Origin of the sequence: Anaerotignum sp., from assembly GCF_045122575.1 — a bacterium.
In the GTDB taxonomy this organism is placed as follows: Bacteria; Bacillota; Clostridia; order Lachnospirales; family Anaerotignaceae; genus Anaerotignum_A.
This window is the reverse complement of sequence record NZ_JBGVHV010000106.1, coordinates 1-21,029: the sequence shown is the minus strand read 5'-3', so window position 1 is coordinate 21,029 and position 21,029 is coordinate 1. Positions and strand designations below refer to the sequence as shown.

The 21,029-nt window shown below is 45.3% G+C and carries 22 protein-coding genes; 2 read left to right on the top strand and 20 right to left on the bottom strand.

The genetic code is table 11. The features are described 5' to 3' along the window. Positions 1-10: 10 nt before the first annotated feature. The 13 genes from ACJMLT_RS04820 to ACJMLT_RS04760 form a co-directional block, all read right to left on the bottom strand. Positions 11-787, bottom strand: coding sequence for an acyl-CoA dehydratase activase (locus ACJMLT_RS04820; RefSeq protein WP_405727401.1), 777 nt, complete (start codon positions 785-787; stop codon positions 11-13). Between the two features lie 711 nt (positions 788-1,498). Next, positions 1,499-2,584 (bottom strand): patatin-like phospholipase family protein, encoded by a 1,086-nt coding sequence (locus ACJMLT_RS04815; protein WP_405727398.1) that lies wholly within the window; start codon positions 2,582-2,584, stop codon positions 1,499-1,501. A gap of 11 nt (positions 2,585-2,595) precedes the next feature. Then, on the bottom strand, positions 2,596-3,996 hold the full coding sequence (locus tag ACJMLT_RS04810; RefSeq protein ID WP_405727395.1) for a peptidoglycan D,D-transpeptidase FtsI family protein: 1,401 nt from the start codon (positions 3,994-3,996) through the stop codon (positions 2,596-2,598). Further along, positions 3,989-5,380 carry an FtsW/RodA/SpoVE family cell cycle protein gene (locus ACJMLT_RS04805; protein WP_405727392.1) on the bottom strand — a complete coding sequence of 464 codons (1,392 nt, stop codon included), beginning with the start codon at positions 5,378-5,380 and terminating at the stop codon, positions 3,989-3,991. The genes ACJMLT_RS04810 and ACJMLT_RS04805 overlap by 8 nt, the downstream gene beginning before the upstream one ends. 5 nt (positions 5,381-5,385) lie before the next feature. After that, complete coding sequence (locus ACJMLT_RS04800) at positions 5,386-7,812, bottom strand: U32 family peptidase (RefSeq protein WP_405727389.1); 2,427 nt, start codon at positions 7,810-7,812, stop codon at positions 5,386-5,388. A 96-nt stretch (positions 7,813-7,908) separates the two neighbouring features. Beyond that, positions 7,909-8,310 carry a cell division protein ZapA gene (locus tag ACJMLT_RS04795; RefSeq protein ID WP_405727386.1) on the bottom strand — a complete coding sequence of 134 codons (402 nt, stop codon included), beginning with the start codon at positions 8,308-8,310 and terminating at the stop codon, positions 7,909-7,911. 157 nt (positions 8,311-8,467) lie between these two features. Next, a complete protein-coding gene (locus ACJMLT_RS04790) occupies positions 8,468-9,019 on the bottom strand; it encodes a 2-oxoacid:acceptor oxidoreductase family protein (protein ID WP_405727383.1) in 552 nt (183 codons plus the stop codon). Position 9,020: 1 nt separating this feature from the next. Continuing rightward, on the bottom strand, positions 9,021-9,773 hold the full coding sequence (locus ACJMLT_RS04785) for a thiamine pyrophosphate-dependent enzyme (RefSeq protein WP_405727380.1): 753 nt from the start codon (positions 9,771-9,773) through the stop codon (positions 9,021-9,023). Beyond that, entirely contained in the window at positions 9,773-10,831 is a 1,059-nt protein-coding gene (locus ACJMLT_RS04780; RefSeq protein ID WP_405727377.1) for a 3-methyl-2-oxobutanoate dehydrogenase subunit VorB, read from the bottom strand. Before ACJMLT_RS04780 ends, ACJMLT_RS04785 begins: the two co-directional genes overlap by 1 nt. A 19-nt stretch (positions 10,832-10,850) precedes the next feature. After that, a complete protein-coding gene (locus tag ACJMLT_RS04775) occupies positions 10,851-11,066 on the bottom strand; it encodes a 4Fe-4S dicluster domain-containing protein (protein WP_405727374.1) in 216 nt (71 codons plus the stop codon). A gap of 29 nt (positions 11,067-11,095) precedes the next feature. After that, positions 11,096-11,776 (bottom strand): hypothetical protein, encoded by a 681-nt coding sequence (locus tag ACJMLT_RS04770; RefSeq protein WP_405727371.1) that lies wholly within the window; start codon positions 11,774-11,776, stop codon positions 11,096-11,098. A 487-nt stretch (positions 11,777-12,263) separates the two neighbouring features. Continuing rightward, the gene (locus ACJMLT_RS04765; protein ID WP_405727368.1) at positions 12,264-14,372 is read right to left on the bottom strand and encodes a glutamine synthetase III family protein; all 2,109 of its coding nucleotides are present in this window, start codon (positions 14,370-14,372) and stop codon (positions 12,264-12,266) included. Positions 14,373-14,603: 231 nt separating this feature from the next. Next, on the bottom strand, positions 14,604-14,921 hold the full coding sequence (locus ACJMLT_RS04760; protein WP_405727365.1) for a DUF6514 family protein: 318 nt from the start codon (positions 14,919-14,921) through the stop codon (positions 14,604-14,606). A gap of 334 nt (positions 14,922-15,255) precedes the next feature. Between ACJMLT_RS04760 and ACJMLT_RS04755 the strand changes: the two genes are divergently transcribed. Next, a complete protein-coding gene (locus ACJMLT_RS04755; RefSeq protein ID WP_405727362.1) occupies positions 15,256-15,918 on the top strand; it encodes a helix-turn-helix transcriptional regulator in 663 nt (220 codons plus the stop codon). A 72-nt stretch (positions 15,919-15,990) separates the two neighbouring features. Here the strand turns inward: ACJMLT_RS04755 and ACJMLT_RS04750 are convergent, their stop codons facing one another. Further along, the gene (locus ACJMLT_RS04750) at positions 15,991-16,839 is read right to left on the bottom strand and encodes a DegV family protein (protein ID WP_405727359.1); all 849 of its coding nucleotides are present in this window, start codon (positions 16,837-16,839) and stop codon (positions 15,991-15,993) included. Positions 16,840-16,985: 146 nt separating this feature from the next. On the opposite strand from ACJMLT_RS04750, the gene ACJMLT_RS04745 reads away from it, so the two are divergent. Beyond that, a complete protein-coding gene (locus ACJMLT_RS04745) occupies positions 16,986-17,558 on the top strand; it encodes a TetR/AcrR family transcriptional regulator (protein ID WP_405727356.1) in 573 nt (190 codons plus the stop codon). A gap of 9 nt (positions 17,559-17,567) precedes the next feature. Here ACJMLT_RS04745 and trmD read toward each other — a convergent pair whose 3' ends face one another. The 6 genes from trmD to ffh all read right to left on the bottom strand — a co-directional run. Then, positions 17,568-18,308: a tRNA (guanosine(37)-N1)-methyltransferase TrmD gene (gene trmD / locus ACJMLT_RS04740; RefSeq protein WP_405727353.1), complete on the bottom strand. Its 741-nt coding sequence runs from the start codon at positions 18,306-18,308 to the stop codon at positions 17,568-17,570. Then, a complete protein-coding gene (gene rimM, locus ACJMLT_RS04735) occupies positions 18,309-18,818 on the bottom strand; it encodes a ribosome maturation factor RimM (protein WP_405727350.1) in 510 nt (169 codons plus the stop codon). Positions 18,819-18,830: 12 nt separating this feature from the next. Next, complete coding sequence (locus ACJMLT_RS04730) at positions 18,831-19,043, bottom strand: hypothetical protein (protein WP_405727347.1); 213 nt, start codon at positions 19,041-19,043, stop codon at positions 18,831-18,833. A gap of 116 nt (positions 19,044-19,159) precedes the next feature. After that, positions 19,160-19,390 (bottom strand): KH domain-containing protein, encoded by a 231-nt coding sequence (locus ACJMLT_RS04725; RefSeq protein ID WP_405727344.1) that lies wholly within the window; start codon positions 19,388-19,390, stop codon positions 19,160-19,162. A gap of 25 nt (positions 19,391-19,415) precedes the next feature. Next, a complete protein-coding gene (gene rpsP, locus ACJMLT_RS04720) occupies positions 19,416-19,664 on the bottom strand; it encodes a 30S ribosomal protein S16 (RefSeq protein ID WP_405727341.1) in 249 nt (82 codons plus the stop codon). A gap of 86 nt (positions 19,665-19,750) precedes the next feature. Next, on the bottom strand, positions 19,751-21,029 hold a 1,279-nt coding region (gene ffh, locus ACJMLT_RS04715; RefSeq protein WP_405727338.1), incomplete at its 5' end, for a signal recognition particle protein.

Here is a 21,029-nt window from a genome sequence, read left to right as displayed (position 1 = left end):
CCTCTTTCTTTTATTTTTTTGTTGCCGCTTCGTATGCGAAAAGTGCCGCACCGAGAGCGCCTGTTGTTTGTGGATTGGGTGCCACAATTACATCTGTTTTCAATACGCTAGCAACTGCTCTAACTACGCCTGCATTTTTTGCAACGCCGCCTGTGAAGACAACGTCTTTTTCCAGGCCGCCTCTGTAAGCGAGACCGCACGCTCTGCTAGCTACGGACATGTGAACCCCTTTTGCAATGTTATTTCTGCTTGTCCCTTTAGAAAGCTGAGAAATAACTTCAGATTCAGCGAATACAGTACATGTACTGCTGATAGGTGCTGTTTCTGTTGCGAGTTCGTCCAGTGCAGCCATTTCATCCAGTGTTGTTTCCAGAACTCTGGCCATAACCTCAATGAAACGACCTGTACCTGCCGCACATTTATCGTTCATAAAAAACTGCTTGATACCACCCTTGTTATCCAGTCGGATCGCTTTCGCGTCCTGACCGCCGATATCAATGATCGTACGTGCAGTGGGTACCAAAAAGAAAATACCTTTTGCATGGCAGCTGATCTCGGAGAACTGTTTGTCAGCATCCAGAGAGAATCTGCCATAGCCCGTAGCAACTGTGAAAGCAATGTCTTCCTGTTTCAGACCACTTGCTTCGAAAGCTGCTTCGATTGCTTTCTTGGGACCTGTAGAGCCTGTACCAACCTGTACAACCTCTGCCGCAACGATGTCTTTACCGTCTTTCAAGATAACTACCTTGGAAGAAGCGGAGCCGACGTCAATGCCCATTGTATACATCCTCGTTTCCCTCCTCTATCGTATATTTGACCATGCGATAAACAATCATGAAGAATGTTGGGCGTGATCCGCTGTCCCCGTGTTGCCTTTTTGCGAATCACCCGTTGAACGACATGATAAAAAACCTATATCCTTCCCTTTCTGAATATAAGTTCAGTCATTCATCAGCACAGGTATTCAGACATAGTCCTTCTGTACTGCCTTGATTATAACATCAATGTTTTGACATTTCAACCCAAATTGTTAAAAATTTATTTTTATTTTGGAAAAAGTGTCAAAAATCGCCCCAACATACAAAAAAACCACTTTTTTGTATACAAATCATTTCGCATGCTACCTATTTTTCAATCACCTTTGTAAAAAGAGTCTTATTTTTTCTTATTTTTTCTTTCGTTTTTGTAAAATACACTCGCGCAAGCCCCAATTTTCGTATAAATTCCAAAACCGGCATTTCCTCCCGCTCCCCCTAAATTTAATCCTATCGGCATTGAAGGGTTTCCTTCCTCCCCCTTTCTGCCCCTTACTTTGTTAAATTATATGCAATATCGTACAGAATATGCTTTTCCCCTTTTTCCCCACTGTATACAGTTTTTCCTGTAAATCCGCCTTTTTCCAACTGTTTAATCGTTTAGCCGCTGTACATTTTTTCGTTAAAAAAATAAAAAGCAGACCTTCTGCTGTTTGATAACAAAAAGGTCTGCAATATATTTTTTAAATCTTCTGATATTTTAAAATCTCCTGCAAAAGTTCCTCCTCTGTTCGAATTTTAAAAGGAGAGATCCCTGCCTGCTCTGCATTCTTTTCCAGAAAACGCAGCAGCATCTCATGATAATCCCCGTCTTTTGCCTTCATCTTTCTTGCAAATCTGGGGAGAAGCCTTTCATTCATATCTCTGAGGGGAATTTCTTCTCCGATCAGCCGTTCAATCATGTTTTTCAGCACAAAATACGCCTGCATTTCGCTCCACTGGCGGTCGATATAATATTTTTCTCCCGCCAGACCGTAAAGCATCCGCATACCGTCAAAGTATCCCAGTATCATATCCCGCTTTGTACTTTCTGCATCAAACTGCAGGATGCCGCCCAATTTTTCCTTCGGTGCAATGGTAATCACATTGACATCTTCCGGTATCTGTATCTTTTTTTCAAAGCCCATACCATAAATACGGATCATGATGATATCTCGATATCCTCTTTTTAACAGAGAATCGATGGGGACGATATTCTGAACGCTGCCGTCCACATAATCTTTACCATCCAGCTTCTTCCTCTGAAATACAGGAACATAGGCGCTGGCCAGAAGCATATCGATCAGTTTGCCTTCTTCCAGTTCCTTTGCAGAAAGTTCCACCTCTTCCATATCTGTCAGGGAGTATGTCACAAAGAAAAAATCCACGTCTGAGTTTCGAATTTTTTCTTCATTTATATACGTCTCCATCATTTTTCTCAGCGGCTCGATATCCAGACCGCCATCCTTCAGAATCCCCACAACATCCCGCAGAAGACCTTTCACATCCAGACCATCCAGATCTTTATCGTAGATCTTTTTCATCTGGGCATCATCTGCATCGAAGACCTGAGAAAATTTCACATTTTCCCAAAGGCTGATCGCCGTATCCAGTTCTTTCGCCGCCATCATGGCACCATTCAATGCACCGACAGAAGTTCCCGCAACGGCATTATATTTTACACCTGCTTCATCCAACGCCTTCCATACACCGGCTTCATAAGCGCCTTTCGCACCGCCGCCTTCCAGCACAATAGCGTATGTTTTTGATGTGTCAAATTTCAGTTCCATCTGACCACCTCTTACTCTCCAAGTTCAGCCAGAGCTGCACGGATCATTTTTCCCGCAATGGGTGTTGCGCTGCCATAATTAGAATTTTCGATCAGCACCGCCACCGCCACCTTGGGGTCTTCCACAGGGGCAAAGCCAATAAACCAGCTATGGTCGTTACCTGTGGCATTTTCCGCTGTACCTGTTTTGCCCGCTACTGTCACGCCGCTGACAGCCGCCGCCGTACCTGTACCGCTGGTCACAACTTCTGTCATCATATCCTTTAATATAGAAGCTTCTTCTGCAGAACAGATTTCCATCAGCTTCTGGGGAACTGTATGTTTTCCCATATTCCCATCAGGGTACAATACATGATCGACAATATACGGCTGCATCATCATGCCGTCATTGGCAATGGCAGAAGCCAGCATAGCCATATATAGGGGGGTCACACCTGTTCTGCCCTGTCCGATGGCCGTTTCCACCAGTTCACTTTCTGTTGCTCCTTTTTCCAGATAGATATTGTTTCCGCTGGTTTCCAGTTCAAAATGACTGAAGGCATCCATCCCCACCTGACGCATCGTCTTTGCCAGATTGCCTGCGCCAATCTCTTTTGCCAGCGCCGCAAAATAACAGTTGCAGGAAGCTGCCAGAGCCCCCTTCATGTCCACTGTACCATGGGCTTTATTATTGTAACAATGGATGACCTTATCCTCAAAATCCATTTCCCCCGTACATTCAACCGTAAAACTCTGCCAGTCGGGAAGATGTTCCATTGCCGCCAGAGCCGTTACCGTTTTAAAGGTAGAACCAGGAGGATATAAGCCCTGTGTTGCCCTGTTGACCAAAGGGCTGTCTTCATGGTCTTTCAGTGTTTCCCACTGACTTTCCACACTGTTTGGGTTGAAATCAGGATATGCCTGCAGGGCAAGGACTCTGCCCGTGGAAGGTTCTATCACAACAACAGCCCCTTTTGCACTGCCCAGAAGGTTTCCCGCAGTACTTTGGATATCCATATCTACAGTCAGGGCAACACTATTGCCCATCAATTCCGTTTTTCTGATAATACCACTGACACGCTGAAACAGTTCATTTTTCAGAGCCATCAGCGTAAAGTTTTCTGCCGCTTCCACACCGCTTTTCCCTACACTGCTGTAGCCTGTGATATGAGCTGCCATGCGGGCACGGGGGTATTCTCTGCTGTAGGTGCCGTCGTTCTGCAGAACACTGGTCGCCAGAACTTCGCCGTCCCTGTCCAGAATATCTCCGCGGCGGATGGTTTCATCCACATAGCGCAGGCGATGATTGTAAGCATTGCCCGATATCTCATCCCGATCCACCAGAACCAGTTTTCCCAGATAGCCCAGCAAAAGGAAAAAACACAGCGCCAGCAGCCAGAACACACGGCGCATGCTCCGCTTCATATTACTCATTCCGGCCACCTCCCATCTGCAGTGTCATCATCCGTTCTTCTTCCTCACGGCTCTGCTGTTCGCAGTAAACACATACCCACTGCAAAAGTCCGATCATCATCAGGCTGACCAGAACAGAACTGCCGCCGTAGCTGACAAAGGGAAGCGTTACCCCGGTCAGTGGGATCAGTTTGATGACGCCGCCAAGGATCACAAAGGTCTGGAAGGAGATCATCGTTGTCACCCCTGCCGCAAGGATGCTGTAATATCTGCGGTTGCAGTCCAGCGCAATGCGAACCCCGCGATACAGGATCATAATAAAGATACTGATGACCCCTGCACCGAAAATCACGCCAAATTCTTCGCAGATAGCCGCAAAGATCATATCACTTTCCACAACAGGGATACTTTTGGGCATCCCTTTGGTTAGGCCGCTGCCAAACAGCCCCCAAGTGGTAATGGCAAACAAGGAACTGACGATCTGATAACCGCCGGTATCGATATCTGCCCATGGATTCTGCCATGCTGCCACACGGACACGGACATGGGAAAACAGCTTATAGGCAACCATAGCAGCCCCGCTGGCTGCCCCCATCCCCAGAAAGAACAGAAATTCATTGGATGTGGCAATATACAGCATGACCATATAAGTCATAAAGAAGATCAGCGCACTGCCTAAGTCTTTCTGCAGTACCAGCAGAAAAACCAGACCTGCACTTAAAATCGCTGTTGTCAGAAACTGTTTCCATTCCACCCTTTTGCGGAACACGCTGGCCAGGTAGAAGATAAACAGGAATTTCGCAATTTCCGAAGGCTGAAAGGTGATATCGATAGAACCGATACCAAAAGACAGCCAGTTGGTAGAACCGCCCTTTGCAATGCCAAACAATCTGGTGCAGAGGAGCAGCCCGTAGCAGACGATGATATAGACCCATTCAAATACTTCAAACCGTGGAATAAATCGAAAGAAGGTGGGCAAAAAGGACATCCCCGCCAACCCGACACACATCCACATCAGCTGTCTGTGAGCCAGATAAGGTTCCACTCTCTGCAGCATGATCAGACTCAGATCCATCAGAAACAGCATCCCCGTCCAGATCAGCGGACAGCCTTCGTAAAAGAATCTGTCCAGCAGCTTGACCGCAAACAATATAAATACCAGCGATACCGCCGCGAAAATCAGCGTCGGGATATCATACAAATGGGTCTCTCTATTATAGGAAAGAATCAAAAACGCTGTGATATGCATCAGCACCACCAGACGACGCTGAATGGATACCGCCGTATAGGGGTTACCCAGATAACCGCCCTGTTCATAGGCAACGTAAACGATGCCCTGCCATAAGAACAGAACGATATAGACGATAAATGCATATCGGCTCAGCATAATGATCAGATCAAACATTCAAATCACTCCACTCCGCGGAAGAAATGTCCTTTCGTATTGCCTTTTTCGCTCATTTCTCCCAAAAGGTTACGGGTCGCAGGGCTGATGCGTTCCACATCGGCTGTCATTTCCCCATAAGCTCTGGCAATTTTTTCTGTTCTGCCGGGGCCTTCCTTTGTAAAGTCCAGACGAACATAACCTGTCGTACTTTCCAGAATTTCATCGTAGAATTTCAGTGTAAACAGAGGTTTCCCATTCAGAATCGTGCAGACACAGCGTTCGCAGTCTGTCATCAGAGGGAATTTCACGCCTTTTCTGTCTCTCAGAAAGTACAGGTCTTCGTTGTTTCTTTCGGAACAGTATTTATGACCGTCCTTGCCGCCGGTATAGTTACCGATAGGGCACTGCTGGGTTTTCATCAGTGGCAGATAGCCGTAAACCACCATTTCGCAGTCCCTGTCACCCATCTGATTGATTTCCTGCAGATTTGCTTCTACGGACAGGCAGACATTGTCTGCGCCCTGTTCCTTCCAGTATTCCACTGTCTGACGGTTCATGGCATTCAGGTTATAATCCACAACGATCTTCTTACCGCTGTCCTTTACCTGATCGAACTGACCTGCGGAACGTACCAAAAAACCATCGATGGCACTGTTTTTCAGCATATCGATCATGGGTTGTTCTTTTTCCGCATTCCATTCTCTTGCCACTCTGGGCAGAGCGATATACAGACCTACGCCCGCTTTCTGGCATCTTTCGATGATCTTATCCAGATTCTTTTCCAGTTCGGAAGAACATTCATAATAAACACGTACAATGCCCTTTGCATTCAGCACTGCATCCAGCTGACCCAGATTCATCACCAGTGCAGTCAGTTTTTTCCGCAGCTGGAAAGGTCTTTTTTCTGCTTTTGCGTAAACTGCTTCGGATTTTGCCTTGCGTTTGGATTTTTTCAGAATAGATGCTTCCAAAGCTTCACAGGCTTCACGGCGTACACGGTTCACTTCGCTGACACTGACAAAAATATACTGATCGATCTCTGTTTCCAGATTTTCCAGTACAAAAGGCGTTGCACCCATTTTATTCACCAGTTCTCTCAGCTTCATGGGCAGCATAGGGGAAGAACCTGCAGGTTCCACCACCGCACCGCTGACAAATACGCTGTTGCCGCCGTTATCCCACAGCTGCAGGGAAATAGGTTCCCCTTCTTTTACACGCAGCATGCCGGAAATGGGCATTTTTCTGGTATCTCTTTCATAGAATTTTTTCAGTTCATCATTCAGAGCCTTGCCAAAGGTACGATAAACCACATCGTTTTTATTGATTTCCCCTTCCATGGTGATGGTGATCACTTCACCGGCCTTGGAATGTTTGGAAACATTGGTACCAACATGGGGTTCTTCCTGTGTCCATACTTCCAGACCATCCCCGGGCACCAGAGGTTCTCTGGTGCGGATCGTTACTTTCTTATGCTTGGGCAGATATTTGTCAACGATCCCCACCTTCAGCCCCCAAGGCTTGGGACGTTCGATACTCATCATATCTCTGCCGGCAAAAGAAGTGTAATAACCCTCTGTAAAACCGCCGCGGTTAAACAGCTGATTCAGCGCTTTGATATCTTCCTTGTCCACTTCGTAGTTTTCGGGATCTTCGAAATACAGGTCGATATACTTTCTGTAAATGCCTGTTACACCGGCTACATATTCGGGGCTCTTCATTCTGCCTTCGATCTTCAGAGAAGCGATCCCCGCTTCGATCAGTTCCGGCAGAATGTTGACTGTCATCACATCTTTGGGAGAAAGCAGATGACCTTCTTCGATATTTTCATACCCTTTATATAAGGTATAAGGCAGGCGGCAGGTCTGGGCGCAGCGACCGCGGTTACCGCTTCTACCCCCAAGGATACTGCTCATGATACACTGACCGGAATAGCAGACACACAGGGCGCCATGAACGAAGGTTTCAATTTCCGCATCCACATTTTCTGTGATGTGCTTGATTTCTTCCACAGAAAGTTCACGGCTCAGAACGATTTTGTTGAACCCCTGACTTTCCCAGTATTTTACGTCCGCCAGCGAATTACAGGTCATCTGTGTACTGGCATGGAGAGGGAAATCGGGAAAATGTTCCTTCACCAGTTTTGCAGCGCCAGCATCCTGCATGATGAGGGCATCTACCCCCATTTCATAAAGAGCCTTGATGTATGTCAGCAAACCTTTCAGTTCTTCATCCTTATATACGGTATTTACCGTTACATATACTTTTACGCCTCTCAGATGGCAGTAATCACAGGCGTCTTCCAGTTCCTGCAGATCGAAATTGCCTGCATACGCTCTGGCGCTGAATTGTTTCCCACCCAGATAAACGGCATCGCAGCCACTGTTCACCGCCGCCCTCAGGCTATCCATAGAGCCTGCGGGAGAAAGCAGTTCCGGTTTCATCATCGTCATAATATTCCCCTTCCTTTTCCAAACTTTTACATTGAAAGAAAAGAGCAGATTTCAAGCGTATGCCCGACGTTCCACTCTTTTTATGTACTCTCGTTTTTATTTACCTTTTTTTGTTTTTGCAGAAGTCATCTGCAACTGCACGCCCATGCCGTCTTCCATGGCAAGTGCATATTCATCCAACTTTGCTTCTGCTTCTTCCTTCGCTTTTTCCGCTTCTTCCAGTCTGTTTGCCAGTTCCTGCATTCTTGTTGTCAAACCAAGCAGTCTGCCTTCCAGTTCTGCAGTATATGCCTTTTCCTTAAAATAATCATCAGCCACATTGATAGAAGTCAGCACATAGGCAAGGCTGGAGTCCAGCGTAACAGCGACAGCCTTCTGACGGATCTCTGTCATCTTCAGGTCAATATATTCTGCCACCTGACGCATGTGTTCTTCTGTTTCTTCGCCTACCAGCGTAAAGCTCTTGCCATCAATGGAGATCTTCACTCTGTTTTTCATATACTGCACGCCCCTTCACGGAATTTTTTCACGGTTACATACTTATCTGTAAGTATACCACAAATGCTTTTTATAAGGAATAGGTTTACAACGAAAAAATCCCTCTGAAGGAAAATCTTCAGAGGGATAATGTAATTTAAATCAATTCTAATTTAGATTACAGGTTTTTAGCGAATTCATAACCCAGTTCAAAAGCTTTTTTGTTATCGGGAATGAATTTTGCTTTGCCGCCTTCGAATACATGAGCGAATGTATCGTCCATACCAGCAACATCAATAGCGCCTGTAGCGAAAACTACAGCACCCAGCATAACCAGGTTAGCCAGTTTGGAACCACCAAAGTTGTCTGTAGCGATTGTGTTAGCAGGGATGTTGTATACTTTAACGCCTTCTTTTACTTCGCCAGCTGTGCACAGGTCGGAGTTGATAACCAGAGAACCGCCAACTTTAACAACAGGAGCGAATTTGTCCAGGGAAGGCTGGTTCAGAGCTACGATACAGTCAGCATCTTTTGTAACAACAGGAGAACCTACTGTTTCGTCGGAGATGATAACGTTTACGTTAGCTGTACCACCACGCATTTCAGGACCGTAGGAAGGGCACCAGGAAACCTGTTTGCCTTCCAGCATGCCAGCATATGCCATAATTTTACCCATCAGCAGAGAGCCCTGACCACCAAAGCCTGCGATGATAGAAGAAAAGTTACTCATATTATTTGCCCTCCTCTACTGTGATATCTTTATATACGCCCAGAGGATAGTAAGGGATCATGGATTCTCTTACAAATTCCATAGCTTTAACAGGTGTTACACCCCAGTTTGTAGGGCATGTGGATACAACTTCAACAAATGTGAAGCCCAGACCCTGTTTCTGGATTTCAAATGCTTTTCTGATTGCTTTTTTTGCACCAGCAACCTGAGCAGGTGTAGAGATGGATACACGTTCGATGTATGCGGGACCTGTCAGTGTAGCCAGCATTTCGGAAACACGGATAGGGTTACCGTTTACTTTGGGGTCACGGCCTTTCTGAGCTGTTGTAGCTTTCATGCCGGGCAGTGTTGTAGGAGCCATCTGGCCGCCTGTCATACCGTAGATACCGTTGTTGATGAAGATTGTTGTGATTTTTTCGCCACGAGCTGCTGCGTGAACGATTTCACATGTACCGATGGAAGCCAGGTCACCATCGCCCTGATATGTAAATACCAGCTGTTCAGGACGAACTCTCTTGATACCTGTTGCTGTTGCGGGAGCACGACCGTGTGCACACTGGATTGCGTCGATGTTGAAGTAGTTGTTAGCAAATACAGCACAACCTACGGGTACACATGTGATGGAGTTACCCAGTTCGCCCATTTCTTCCAGTACTTCTGCTACCAGTCTGTGTACGATACCGTGACCACAACCGGGACAATAATGCAATTTAGCGTCTGTCAGACCTTTTGTTTTTTCAAATACAACTGCCATTATTTGTCACCTCCCATTACTTCTTTACCGAATGCTACGATTTCATCAACAGTAGGAACGTTACCGCCTGTTCTGCCGTGGAATACTACTTTGTTTCTATCGTTACATGCAAATGCAACGTCGGGTACCATCTGACCCATGGACATTTCTACATCCAGGAATTTTTTGATTTTGTCGTTAACTTTATCAAATGCTTTCTGAGGGAAAGGCCACAGTGTTTTAGGTCTCAGCATACCTACTTTGTAACCTTCAGCTCTCAGGTAGCCGATAGCTGTTCTAACAACTCTGGAAGCTGTGCCGTATGCTACGAATGCATATTCAGCGTCATCCAGCAGGTATTCTTCCCAAGCCTGTTCTTTTTCTTCTACTTCAGCGTATACTTTGAAGTGGTCGTGGTTCCAAGCTTCGCAATCGTCGGGATCGATTACCAGGTTTTTGATGTTGGATCTTTCTGCGCCCCAGTTACCAACCAGTGCCCAAGGTTTTTCAGGAACGTTGGGTCTAGGAACATAGTTGAATTCTACGGGTTCCATCATCTGACCGATCAGACCGTCAGCCAGAACGATTACGGGTACACCATAGATATCAGCGATATCAAATGCTTCCATAACCATGTTTACAGCTTCCTGTACGGATGCGGGAGCCAGAACGATGTCATGGTAGTCACCGTTGGAGCCGCCTTTAACTGCCATGTTATAGTCTGCCTGACCGGGCTGAATTGTACCCAGGCCCGGGCCACCTCTCATCATGTTGATGATAACTGCGGGCAGGGATGCGTTGGAGATGTAACCAATACCTTCCTGTTTCAGAGCGATACCGGGGGAAGAAGAGCTTGTCAGAACTCTTGCGCCGGCTGCTGCTGCGCCGTATACCATGTTGATAGCAGCTACTTCAGATTCAGCCTGAACGAATGTGCCGCCTACTTTAGGTAATTCATTGGATAAATATTCAGGTACTTCGGACTGAGGAGTGATGGGGTAGCCAAAGAAATATCTGCAACCTGCCTCAATAGCCGCTTTACCAACTGCTTCGTTGCCTTTCATCAAAACTTTTGCCATTGAAATTTCCTCCTCTCTATTAGTCCAGTTTTTCTACTACGATCGCGCAGTCAGGACACATTTTCGCACAGCTTGTGCATGCGATACAGTCGTCGCTGATCATTTCTGCGGGATTGTAACCTGCGGGGTTGATTTTTGTTTTGGACAGTTCCAGTACCTTTTTAGGACAAACAGATACACACAGTCCGCAACCCTTACAGATTACTTCATTGATAGTTACTTTACCTTTTGCCATTCAAAATACACCTCCATAAATATTTGAATTTACATCCAGGTTTTCCTCATATTAAACTCCATAGGGAACAGTTCCCCAGAAAGTCCTTCGGGTACATCCTCTGTCAAAAGTTCTTTGACATAGGCTACGTACTTCACAGGTACACCTGTGCGTTTTGTTACTTCTTTTAACACTTCATCCCCGTGGAGCAGACATTCTGCTGTCGTTTCTCTTACCAGGTTTGTGTTATTGACGAAGCCAGTCACCTTCATCCCTGCAGCATATTCCAGAATTTCCATCTGTTCAATGATACCCTCAGGTGTAGAGGTATTGGGACGATATGCATTGACTACCATAAAAAAGTCTGTTTCCGAATGGTCGATCAAAGGCTTGATTCTGCCCAGCACCAATGTACCTACATCGTTGCCGCCAAGGTCAATCAGATACTGATATTCCTTGTTCTGAACAGGCATTGTCATTGCGCCGGAAACAGCAGGTACGTCAGCAACTGCAGTATCCAGATTGGATGCAATCACCTGAATGCCCATCTCTTCCATTTCTGCCTTCTTTTCACGGGAACGGAAATAAACGTTTACGATATCCAAATCGGCAATTGCGACTTTACCTTCTACGCTTTCACGCAGTTTTTTGATGTAATTGACAGAAAATTCTGTCTTGCCGCTGCCGTAGTGACCTGTAATAATTCTGATTCTTTTATCATCAGTTACCATATGTTTTCGCCTCCATACAGTTTTTGTTGCTTTCCCCACCCCCATTTTGTTATATATAGCAAACAAATATGAAATGGTGAGAAATCAGTTATGGATACTTTCAATAAAACAGGAATCCATTTTAATCAGATTTTAGATATTTTTTTGAAAATTCCACATTACAACTCCAATACATTATAGCGCAACTTTTCCACCGTTGCAAGAAATTATATAAATTTTTTATTTTGTATTTCAAAAAAAACACATTTTTTGCCATGAAATTCGAAAACTATTCTAATGAGCCAAAATTCTCTTTGTATGAATTTTATAGTTTTTTGATCGAATTTGCCCCACTTTTCTAAAATTCCGCTATTTGTCTTACAAGAACCCCCTCTTTTGTCCATGCCAAAACCATCCAGAAAGGCCGAAAAAATGCCCCCTTCCGACAACATTCACCGTCATACGAAAGGAGGCTTTATTTTACCTTTATTTATTTGTCATACATCTATCAGATGTTATACAGCAGTTCGCCGTAAGTAGGGAAAGGCCAGCTGTTTTCATCTACCAGCATTTCCAGTTTATCCGCAGGTTCTCTCAGTTCCTTCATGGCAGCAAATACATAATCACGGCAGAAGATCGCCTGAGATTTGCTGTCACCCTGCAGCTGGTTTGCCTGTTCTGTCACCTCTGTCAGAATTTTCAGGCGTTCATGGAACTGATTCAGATTTTCCGCAATTTCATTCATCAGTTCTTCTTCCGCAGAAGCATCCACACCGATGGCTTTCACCGCCGCAACGGATTTTGCAACTTCCCCTGCATATTTCACCACAGCAGGTCTGATCTGTCTGGAAGCAATATCGATCATTGTTTTTGCTTCAATATTGATCTGTTTTACGTAGTTTTCGTATCTGATCTCTGCACGGGACTGCAGTTCCAGTTTATTCAGTACGCCATGTCTGCCGAACAGTTCTACTACCTTATCCTCCAGGAAAGCATCTACCGCATCGATGGAATTTGTGATATTGGGCAGACCTCTGCGTTTTGCTTCCTGTACCCATTCATCGGAATAACCATTACCATCAAAGATGATACGCTTATGTTCCACATAGGTTCTGCGAACCAGTTCATGAACAGCCGCACTGAAATCTTCCGCCTGTTCCAGCTCATCGGCAAATTTTCTCAGTTCTTCCGCAACGATGGTATTCAGCGCAAAGTTTGGACCGGAGATAGAACCGCTGGAAGGAGGCATACGGAATTCAAACTTATTCCCTGTAAAAGCAAAGGGAGAAGTTCTGTTTCTGTCTGTTGCGTCCTTTTTCAGTGCGGGCAGTGTGTTTACGCCGACACGCATTCTGCCGCCCTGCAGGGAGCTGGTTGCTTCCCCATGTTCGATCTGGTCGAAAATATCCTGCAACTGGTCGCCAAGGAAAATAGAAACGATAGCAGGAGGCGCTTCCTGAGAACCCAGACGGTGGTCATTGCCAGGGTTGGAAGCAGAGAGTCTCAGCAATTCAGGGTATTCATCCACACCTTTGATGATGGCACTGAGGAATACCAGGAACTGAGCATTTTCATGGGGTGTTTTACCGGGATCCAGCAGATTCTGGCCATCATCTGTGCTCAGAGACCAGTTGTTATGCTTACCACTGCCGTTTACCCCTGCAAAGGGTTTTTCATGGAGCAGACATGCCAGACCGTGGTGGCTGGCGATACGTTTCATCGCTTCCATGATCAGCTGGTTATGGTCTGTCGCCTGATTGCAGTCTTCGAAAATAGGCGCCAGTTCATGCTGGGCAGGTGCAACTTCGTTATGCTGTGTTTTGGCAGGCACACCCAGTTTCCACAGTTCTACATTCAGTTCATGCATGAAGCATGCAATTCTTTCTTTGATGCTGCCGAAATAATGGTCATCCATTTCCTGCCCTTTGGGAGGAGCAGCACCAAACAATGTACGGCCTGCAAAGATCAGGTCTTTTCTCTGCTGATACAGTTCTTTGTCGATCAGGAAATATTCCTGTTCCGCACCACAGCTGACCGTGATCTTTTTCGCATTATAATTGCCGAACAGGCGAACGATACGCATAGCCTGTCTGCTGACTGCTTCACAGGAACGCAGCAGAGGTGTTTTTTTATCCAGAGACTCCCCTGTATAGGAATAGAAGGCTGTAGGGATATATAATGTAATACCGCCGGCATCTTCACGCAGGAATGCAGGAGAAGTACAGTCCCATGCAGTGTAGCCGCGGGCTTCAAAAGTAGCACGCAGACCGCCGGAGGGGAAAGAAGAAGCATCGGATTCCCCTTTGATCAGTTCCTTGCCGGAAAATTCCATGATGGCTTTGCCGTTGGAAGGAGGCGCCAGAAAGGAATCGTGTTTTTCCGCTGTGATCCCTGTCATGGGCTGGAACCAATGGGTATAATGAGTCGCACCACGTTCAATCGCCCAGTCTTTCATTGCATTTGCAATGATATCTGCGATCTCGGAATTCAGCATCGCGCCCTGCTCAATAGTACTTCTTAATTCTTCATATACTTTTTTAGGAAGATGCTCACGCATCATGGCATCATTAAATACATTCATCCCGAAGATTTCGGGTACAGAAATCTTTTCCTTCATAAATTATTCCTTTCTTTTGTAAAACTGAATCTCTTCCTTAATTCTATATGCATCACTGCATTTTTTATATCCATTCATGTTCTCATTATAACGGTCGGAACTTTTCTTTGCAACGATTTTGCCCTTGGCGAATTGGAGAAATCTGAGAACAATTGTCTATTTTTTTTACCAATTCATACAAAAAAGTCTCGAATCTTTCGATTCAAGACTTAAGCAAAATCAAATCCAAACTCAGGATGCCGCCTGTACCATTTTATGCTTTTTTTCAGACTCTCTCCAGAAAATATGATCATCACATAATGCGGCCAATTCAACCGGAAGTGCCCGTCCTTTTGCCAGTCTGCGCAGAAAGTCCTCTGCCTCGTCCCTGCTTTCGCACAAGCCTTCCACCACATCTTTTTCCACATTGCCTGCAACGTCGATTTTCCGAACCTCAACGCCATATACACATCCTGATCCCACAGAATGAATCAATAAAAAATATTCCAATCGATACAGCACATCCCTTTCATCTATAAAACGTTCTGTATCATATTTCAGTTTTTCCATTCATGCTCCCCCTCTTCCTTCTTTTTGTCTGCCTGTTTTCCATCCCCTGAAAATTATTCGCACCATATTACCTGATAAAATTATACGGGCAAATTGTATAAAGGTGGTGTTAAGATGGTTTACTCCGTACTTTCTTAACATCAATTTTATTGGATTTCGCACCCACTTCTTCCATTTTTTTACACTTAGTGTTCAAAATCCATAAATCGATGAAAAATTTTTCACTCATTTACTGTTTTTCTCTTGAAAAATATCTTGTCTGTCATTTATACTATATATAGTATAAATTGATCTTATGACACCATGCACCTATTTTGATTTCTGGAGGTACATTATGGAAAACGCGATCACCATCCTGACCGAAAAGGACAAGGCGATTTTAAATTCTTATCTCCCTGTGGCCGACGGCACTGCGGAATTCATGGGAGAAAACTGTGAAATTGTTATTCATAACCTTTCCCGACTGGATGCTTCCGTTATGAAGATCGTCAACGGACATCTTTCCGGCAGACAGGCAGGTTCCCCCATTTCCGAAGTAACACTGTCCTTTGCCAACAAAATGCTGGCAAATCCCGGTTTGCGCCATGTAACTTATTTTGCCAAAAACAAACGCGGAGAGGCATTCAAGGCTTCTATTTCCGCCATCGAAGGGGAAAACGGCAATATCATCGGTCTGTTCTGTATCAATTTTTATCTGACAGCTTCCCTATTGTCCCTGTTGCAGAACTTTACCCCCAACACCAAAACAGAAACCGAAAACATCTCTGAAACATTTGTAGAAAATGCAGAAGAACTGATGCTGAATGCACTAGAAGAAGCAAAGAAATCCGTTTATGATAACCTTGCCATTTCTTCTTCCAACAAAAACAAGGAAATCGTGGCGATCCTGTATCAGAAAGGTATTTTCAACCTGAAGGATTCTGTCATCACCATTGCAAACCACCTGGGTATTTCCAAAAACACGGTTTACATGCATATTAGAAATATGAACAAATAAGAAAAGAGCCTTACGGCTCTTTTTTCTTTGCATAAAAAAAGACGGATTTCCGTCCGTCTTTCTTTTTCTTTCTCAGTCGATTTCATAACCGATCATCAGACCGCCTCTTTCTGCATAATAACTGCAGAGGCCTCTGGTTTCCATGGATTCAAATACAACATTTTCGTATTTTGCAGAAATCGTATCTTTCAAAAGTTCCACGCCTGCTGGGTTCTGACAATGGGAAATGATAACCTTCCCGCCTTTGTAGCCCTTACTTTCCATTTCTGCCAGCACAAGACCTGCGCCCTTCTTTCTGTTTCTGGATTTTGCAATGGGTACGATCTGACCATCTTCGCTGACATTCACGATCAGGTGCAGATTCAGAAGGTTTGCTGCCATACCGACAATTTTTGGAACACGGCCATTTTTCACCAGATTTTCAATGCTGTAAAGCACTGCCACCAGCTTTGTGTGGTTTTTTGCATAGTCATCAGACTGTTTGCACACTTCTTCAAAGGGCAGACCGGATGCGATCAGTTCATGGAGCTTCTGCACCATCAGCGTCAGCTGCATGCCGGCAGACCAGGAATCCAGAATATAGATCTTTTTATCGGGACATTCTTCCAGAACCATCTGCTTTGCCACTTCTGCCGCGTTATGGCTGCCGGACAATGTGCTGATGATGGTGACCACATAACATTCGTCTGCTTCACGGAAATGGGCTGCATATTCCTCAGGGCTGGGGCAGGCAGAGCTTGTTTTGCCGGGGTATGCATACATTTCGTCGATCATCTGCGCCACATCCAGATTTTCATCATCTACAAATTCTTTCTCCCCCACCATGATCTTCAGGGGCGCTTTTGCAAATTCGATACCTTCTGCCAGATTTTCAATAGACATCATACAGCAGCTGGAGTCAACCAGGATCTTTTTCTTCATAATTATATGTCCCTCCAAGGAAAGTTTCTTCACCGAAATACATAGTTTCAATTACCACATGATATTGTACCATTTGCAAATTTATGTTACAATTTACAAAACCAATTGAAGTGTCACATTTCGTCGATATTCCAAGGAGGAATCCTATGTATATCAATAAAAAAAGAGTTTCTCTGCCAGATACCGCTGGGGCTTATCTGGCTTATGCTCTGATGGATCTGATGGAAAAAAAGCCTCTGGAAGAAATCTCTATCACCGAATTAACCAAAAAAGCGGGGGTTTCCCGCATGAGCTATTATCGCAGTTTCACCTCCAAGCAAAATATTCTGGAAGAACACCTGCAGACCATCGTGCGTCGTTTTCGCATCGAAGGAGAAAAGAAAGGCTATCTGGGAAAAGACCATGGCTATGAGCAGCTGCTTTATGCCTTTCGCTTTTTCCGCAACCACAGCCGCTTTGCCCTTTGCCTGCATAGCGCCAATCTTTCTTCCATTCTGCTGGATGGGCTGAATAAATATATGGATATGTATATCCTGCCGCCCAACGCAGAATTTTCCAAACGATGCAAAACCTACGCCTATGCCGGAGCGCTCTATAATCTGTATATCCAATGGCTGAAGGACGGCATGCAGGAAAGCGAAGAAAATATGGCAGAGATCACCTTCCGCATCATGTTCCCTCATTCCCAGCTTCCATACGAAAAAGAAAAAAGACCCTGATGGGTCTTTTTATTTTTCTATTTCGATGCCCTGCTCCTGCAGGAATTTCAGGTCTTTTTTTGTCAGCTCCGCCGTTTTCAAAAGATCCGGACGTTTTTTTGCTGTTCTCAGGAGAGCCTGTTCTCTTCTCCACTTCGCCACATTTCCATGGTGACCGCTCAGAAGCACCTCCGGCACTTCCCTGCCCATAAAAACAGGAGGTCGGGTATATTGAGGGTATTCCAGCAGACCATCGGAAAAGCTTTCATCCTCGAAGGATTCCTCTTTGCCCAATACACCGGGCACCAGACGGGACACCGCATCGATGATGGTGATGGCCGCCAGTTCGCCGCCGGTCAGAACGAAGTCCCCCAAAGAAATTTCATCTGTTACGATCTCTTCGATCAGGCGTTCATCGATCCCTTCATAATGGCCACAAAGGAACACCAGATTTTCCTCCTGGGCCAGTTCTTCCGCAATACGCTGGGTAAAGGGTCTGCCCTGCGGGGTCATAAAGACTACCCTTGCCCCTTCCGCTCTGGGCATCAGGCTCTGGTAGGCGTCATAAATGGGCTGTCCCTGCATAACCAGACCTGCGCCGCCGCCATAGGGGTAATCATCTACATGTTTATGCTTATTCAGCGTAAAATCACGGATATTGACTGCTTCCACAGAGATATGCCCTTCCTTCTGGGCTCTGCCCATAATGCTGTGGGAAAGGGTCTGTTCGATCATTTCAGGGAACAATGTTAATACGAAAAACTGCTTCATTTATCTCAATCCTTCCAGCAGATGTACAGTCATGGTGTTTTCTTTGATATCTACCTTCAGGATACAGTCCTTGATGGCAGGGATCAGCAGTTCTTTTTTATCTTCTGCTTTTTTCACTGCATACACATCATTTGCGCCCGTTTCGTAGATTTTCACCAGTTCACCCAGTTCTTCCCCTTCATCTGTCACAACTTTCATGCCGTACAGATCGCGGGTATAGTATTCATCCTCTTCCAGAGGGATTGCCACTGCATCGGGAATCAGGATTCTGCCGTTTTTGTACAGTTCTGCTACGTTGATATCATCGATTTCCTTCACTGTCAGCAGGATCATGTTTTTCTGATATGCCACTTTTTTGATGTGGAACACTTCCTGTTTGTTGCGTACTTCCACAATGATCTCTTTCAGTTTTTCAAAACGTGTAGGATCCTGTGTGGTGGGGAATACACGCATAGTGCCGCGGATGCCGTGGGTGCCTGTGATCTTACCGATTTCAAAATAATTTTCCATATTCCGCCTCCATTATTTCTTTCTCATTTTCATTGCCACTCTTGCTGCCAGCAGAAGGAAAAGCACAGCGAACAGCATCATCAGACCGCCTACCAGAGAAGGATTTGCAGAGACGCCAAACACCATCACAGAGATCCCCTGTGTTTTCATTGCCAGTGTCATCGCACAGGCCATCATACAGACAAGGCTCATGATGATGCACATTAAAATGAATCCTTTTTTCATGCTTTTGCTCCTTTATTTCAAAAACAAAACTGTTTGTATTTTCAAATTCAATCTTTATATTACAGATAAAAAAGGCGGCAGGAGAACTCCCACCGCCTGTTTCGTAGCCGTCTTGCTTACTGCACGATTTCTACGATGATTTTCTTGTCTTCATGGATACCAGCAGCCTTCACAACAGTTCTGATCGCCTTTGCGATTCTGCCCTGTTTGCCGATCACTTTACCCATATCCTCAGGAGCAACCTTCAGTTCCAGAACCAAAGCGCGTTCGTTGTTTGTTTCTGTCACAACTACCTGCTCGGGATGTTCTACAAGTCTTTTTGCAATAACTTCCAAAAGTTCTTTCATAATCGAGGCCTCCGCTTACTCGGAATTATTCAGCGATTACGCCAGCTTTTTTCAGCAGAGCTTTTACTGTATCGGAAGGCTGTGCACCGTTTGTCAGCCATTTGTTAGCTGCTTCTGCGTCTACTTTCAGAACAGCGGGTTCTTTTGTAGGATCGTAGATACCGATTTCGTCGATGGATTTACCGTTTCTGGATGTTCTGGAATCTGCTACTACGATTCTGTAAAAAGGTGCTTTTTTTGCGCCCAGTCTTTTCAGTCTGATTCTTACTGCCATGATTTTGTCCTCCTAAATGTTTAAAAATGTTTATTGGTTATTAGTTTTGATTTATCTATTGATTCCTTGCGGAATAAAATCCATTTTTAGCGGAAAAAGGGCATCTTGCCTTTCTTGCCTTTTGTCATATTGTTCATCTGCTTCATCATTTTCTTCATATCTTCGAACTGTTTCAGCAGACGGTTTACATCAGCAATACTGCGGCCGCAGCCTGCAGCGATTCTTTTCTTTCTGGGGCCGTTCAGAATGGAAGGGTTCTGTCTTTCTTCCTTCGTCATGGACTGGATGATGGCTTCTGTTTTTGCCATTTCCTTCTGAGGATCCACACCGCCCAGTGCGTCCATATCCAGTTTGCCCACACCGGGAATACCGGGCAGCATACCGAGCAGGTCTTTCAGAGGGCCCATTTTCTTGATCTGCTGCATCTGTGCAAGGAAATCTTCCAGCGTGAAGTCGTTGGAACGCATTTTCTTTGCCATTTCGATGGCTTCCTGTTCGTCGATGTTGGACTGTACCTTATCGATCAAGGAAAGCACATCGCCCATACCCAGGATTCTGGATGCCATACGGTCGGGATAGAAAGGCTCAAGGTCTTCCATTTTTTCGCCCATACCGATGTATTTGATGGGTTTGTTTGTTACGCTTCTTACGGAAAGAGCCGCACCGCCTCGTGCGTCACCATCCAGTTTTGTCAGGATGATACCGTCAACACCCAGCTGACCGTCAAAGCTTTCCGCAACGGTTACCGCGTCCTGACCTGTCATAGCGTCTACAACCAGCAGGATTTCCTGTGGTTTGACTGTCGCTTTGATATCCTGCAGTTCCTGCATCAGCTCTTCGTTGATGTGCAGTCGGCCTGCGGTATCGATCAGGATTACGTCGTGGTGTTTTTCCGCAGCGTATTCCAGTGCTTTTTTAGAGATCTCAACGGGACTTACTTCTGTGCCCATTTCAAACACGGGAATGTTATAGTTTTTACCAACCACCTGCAGCTGTTTGATAGCAGCAGGTCTGTAAACGTCACAGGCTACCAGCAGAGGATTTCTGCCCTGCTTACGCAGCTGACCTGCCAGTTTACCACTGGTTGTTGTTTTACCGGCACCCTGCAGACCAACCATCATAAATACGGTGGGTGGTTTTCTGGAAAATGTCAGCTGTGCCTGTGTGGAACCCATCAGCGCGATCAGTTCTTCATTTACGATCTTGATCACCTGCTGACCGGGATTCAGACCCTGCAGCACTTCCGTACCTACTGCACGTTCAGTTACTTTTTTGATAAAATCTTTTACGATTTTGAAGTTAACATCGGCCTCCAGAAGAGCGATCTTTACTTCTCGCATGGCAGCCTTAACATCTGCTTCTGTC

Excerpts from the sequence above, each read along its gene's own strand:
- ACJMLT_RS04820 (WP_405727401.1), bottom strand. The coding sequence starts at position 787 with ATGTATACAATGGGCATTGACGTCGGCTCCGCTTCTTCCAAGGTAGTT.
- ACJMLT_RS04815 (WP_405727398.1), bottom strand. The coding sequence starts at position 2,584 with ATGGAACTGAAATTTGACACATCAAAAACATACGCTATTGTGCTGGAA.
- ACJMLT_RS04810 (WP_405727395.1), bottom strand. The coding sequence starts at position 3,996 with ATGAGTAATATGAAGCGGAGCATGCGCCGTGTGTTCTGGCTGCTGGCG.
- ACJMLT_RS04805 (WP_405727392.1), bottom strand. The coding sequence starts at position 5,380 with ATGTTTGATCTGATCATTATGCTGAGCCGATATGCATTTATCGTCTAT.
- ACJMLT_RS04800 (WP_405727389.1), bottom strand. The coding sequence starts at position 7,812 with ATGACGATGATGAAACCGGAACTGCTTTCTCCCGCAGGCTCTATGGAT.
- ACJMLT_RS04795 (WP_405727386.1), bottom strand. The coding sequence starts at position 8,310 with ATGAAAAACAGAGTGAAGATCTCCATTGATGGCAAGAGCTTTACGCTG.
- ACJMLT_RS04790 (WP_405727383.1), bottom strand. The coding sequence starts at position 9,019 with ATGAGTAACTTTTCTTCTATCATCGCAGGCTTTGGTGGTCAGGGCTCT.
- ACJMLT_RS04785 (WP_405727380.1), bottom strand. The coding sequence starts at position 9,773 with ATGGCAGTTGTATTTGAAAAAACAAAAGGTCTGACAGACGCTAAATTG.
- ACJMLT_RS04780 (WP_405727377.1), bottom strand. The coding sequence starts at position 10,831 with ATGGCAAAAGTTTTGATGAAAGGCAACGAAGCAGTTGGTAAAGCGGCT.
- ACJMLT_RS04775 (WP_405727374.1), bottom strand. The coding sequence starts at position 11,066 with ATGGCAAAAGGTAAAGTAACTATCAATGAAGTAATCTGTAAGGGTTGC.
- ACJMLT_RS04770 (WP_405727371.1), bottom strand. The coding sequence starts at position 11,776 with ATGGTAACTGATGATAAAAGAATCAGAATTATTACAGGTCACTACGGC.
- ACJMLT_RS04765 (WP_405727368.1), bottom strand. The coding sequence starts at position 14,372 with ATGAAGGAAAAGATTTCTGTACCCGAAATCTTCGGGATGAATGTATTT.
- ACJMLT_RS04760 (WP_405727365.1), bottom strand. The coding sequence starts at position 14,921 with ATGGAAAAACTGAAATATGATACAGAACGTTTTATAGATGAAAGGGAT.
- ACJMLT_RS04755 (WP_405727362.1), top strand. The coding sequence starts at position 15,256 with ATGGAAAACGCGATCACCATCCTGACCGAAAAGGACAAGGCGATTTTA.
- ACJMLT_RS04750 (WP_405727359.1), bottom strand. The coding sequence starts at position 16,839 with ATGAAGAAAAAGATCCTGGTTGACTCCAGCTGCTGTATGATGTCTATT.
- ACJMLT_RS04745 (WP_405727356.1), top strand. The coding sequence starts at position 16,986 with ATGTATATCAATAAAAAAAGAGTTTCTCTGCCAGATACCGCTGGGGCT.
- trmD (WP_405727353.1), bottom strand. The coding sequence starts at position 18,308 with ATGAAGCAGTTTTTCGTATTAACATTGTTCCCTGAAATGATCGAACAG.
- rimM (WP_405727350.1), bottom strand. The coding sequence starts at position 18,818 with ATGGAAAATTATTTTGAAATCGGTAAGATCACAGGCACCCACGGCATC.
- ACJMLT_RS04730 (WP_405727347.1), bottom strand. The coding sequence starts at position 19,043 with ATGAAAAAAGGATTCATTTTAATGTGCATCATCATGAGCCTTGTCTGT.
- ACJMLT_RS04725 (WP_405727344.1), bottom strand. The coding sequence starts at position 19,390 with ATGAAAGAACTTTTGGAAGTTATTGCAAAAAGACTTGTAGAACATCCC.
- rpsP (WP_405727341.1), bottom strand. The coding sequence starts at position 19,664 with ATGGCAGTAAGAATCAGACTGAAAAGACTGGGCGCAAAAAAAGCACCT.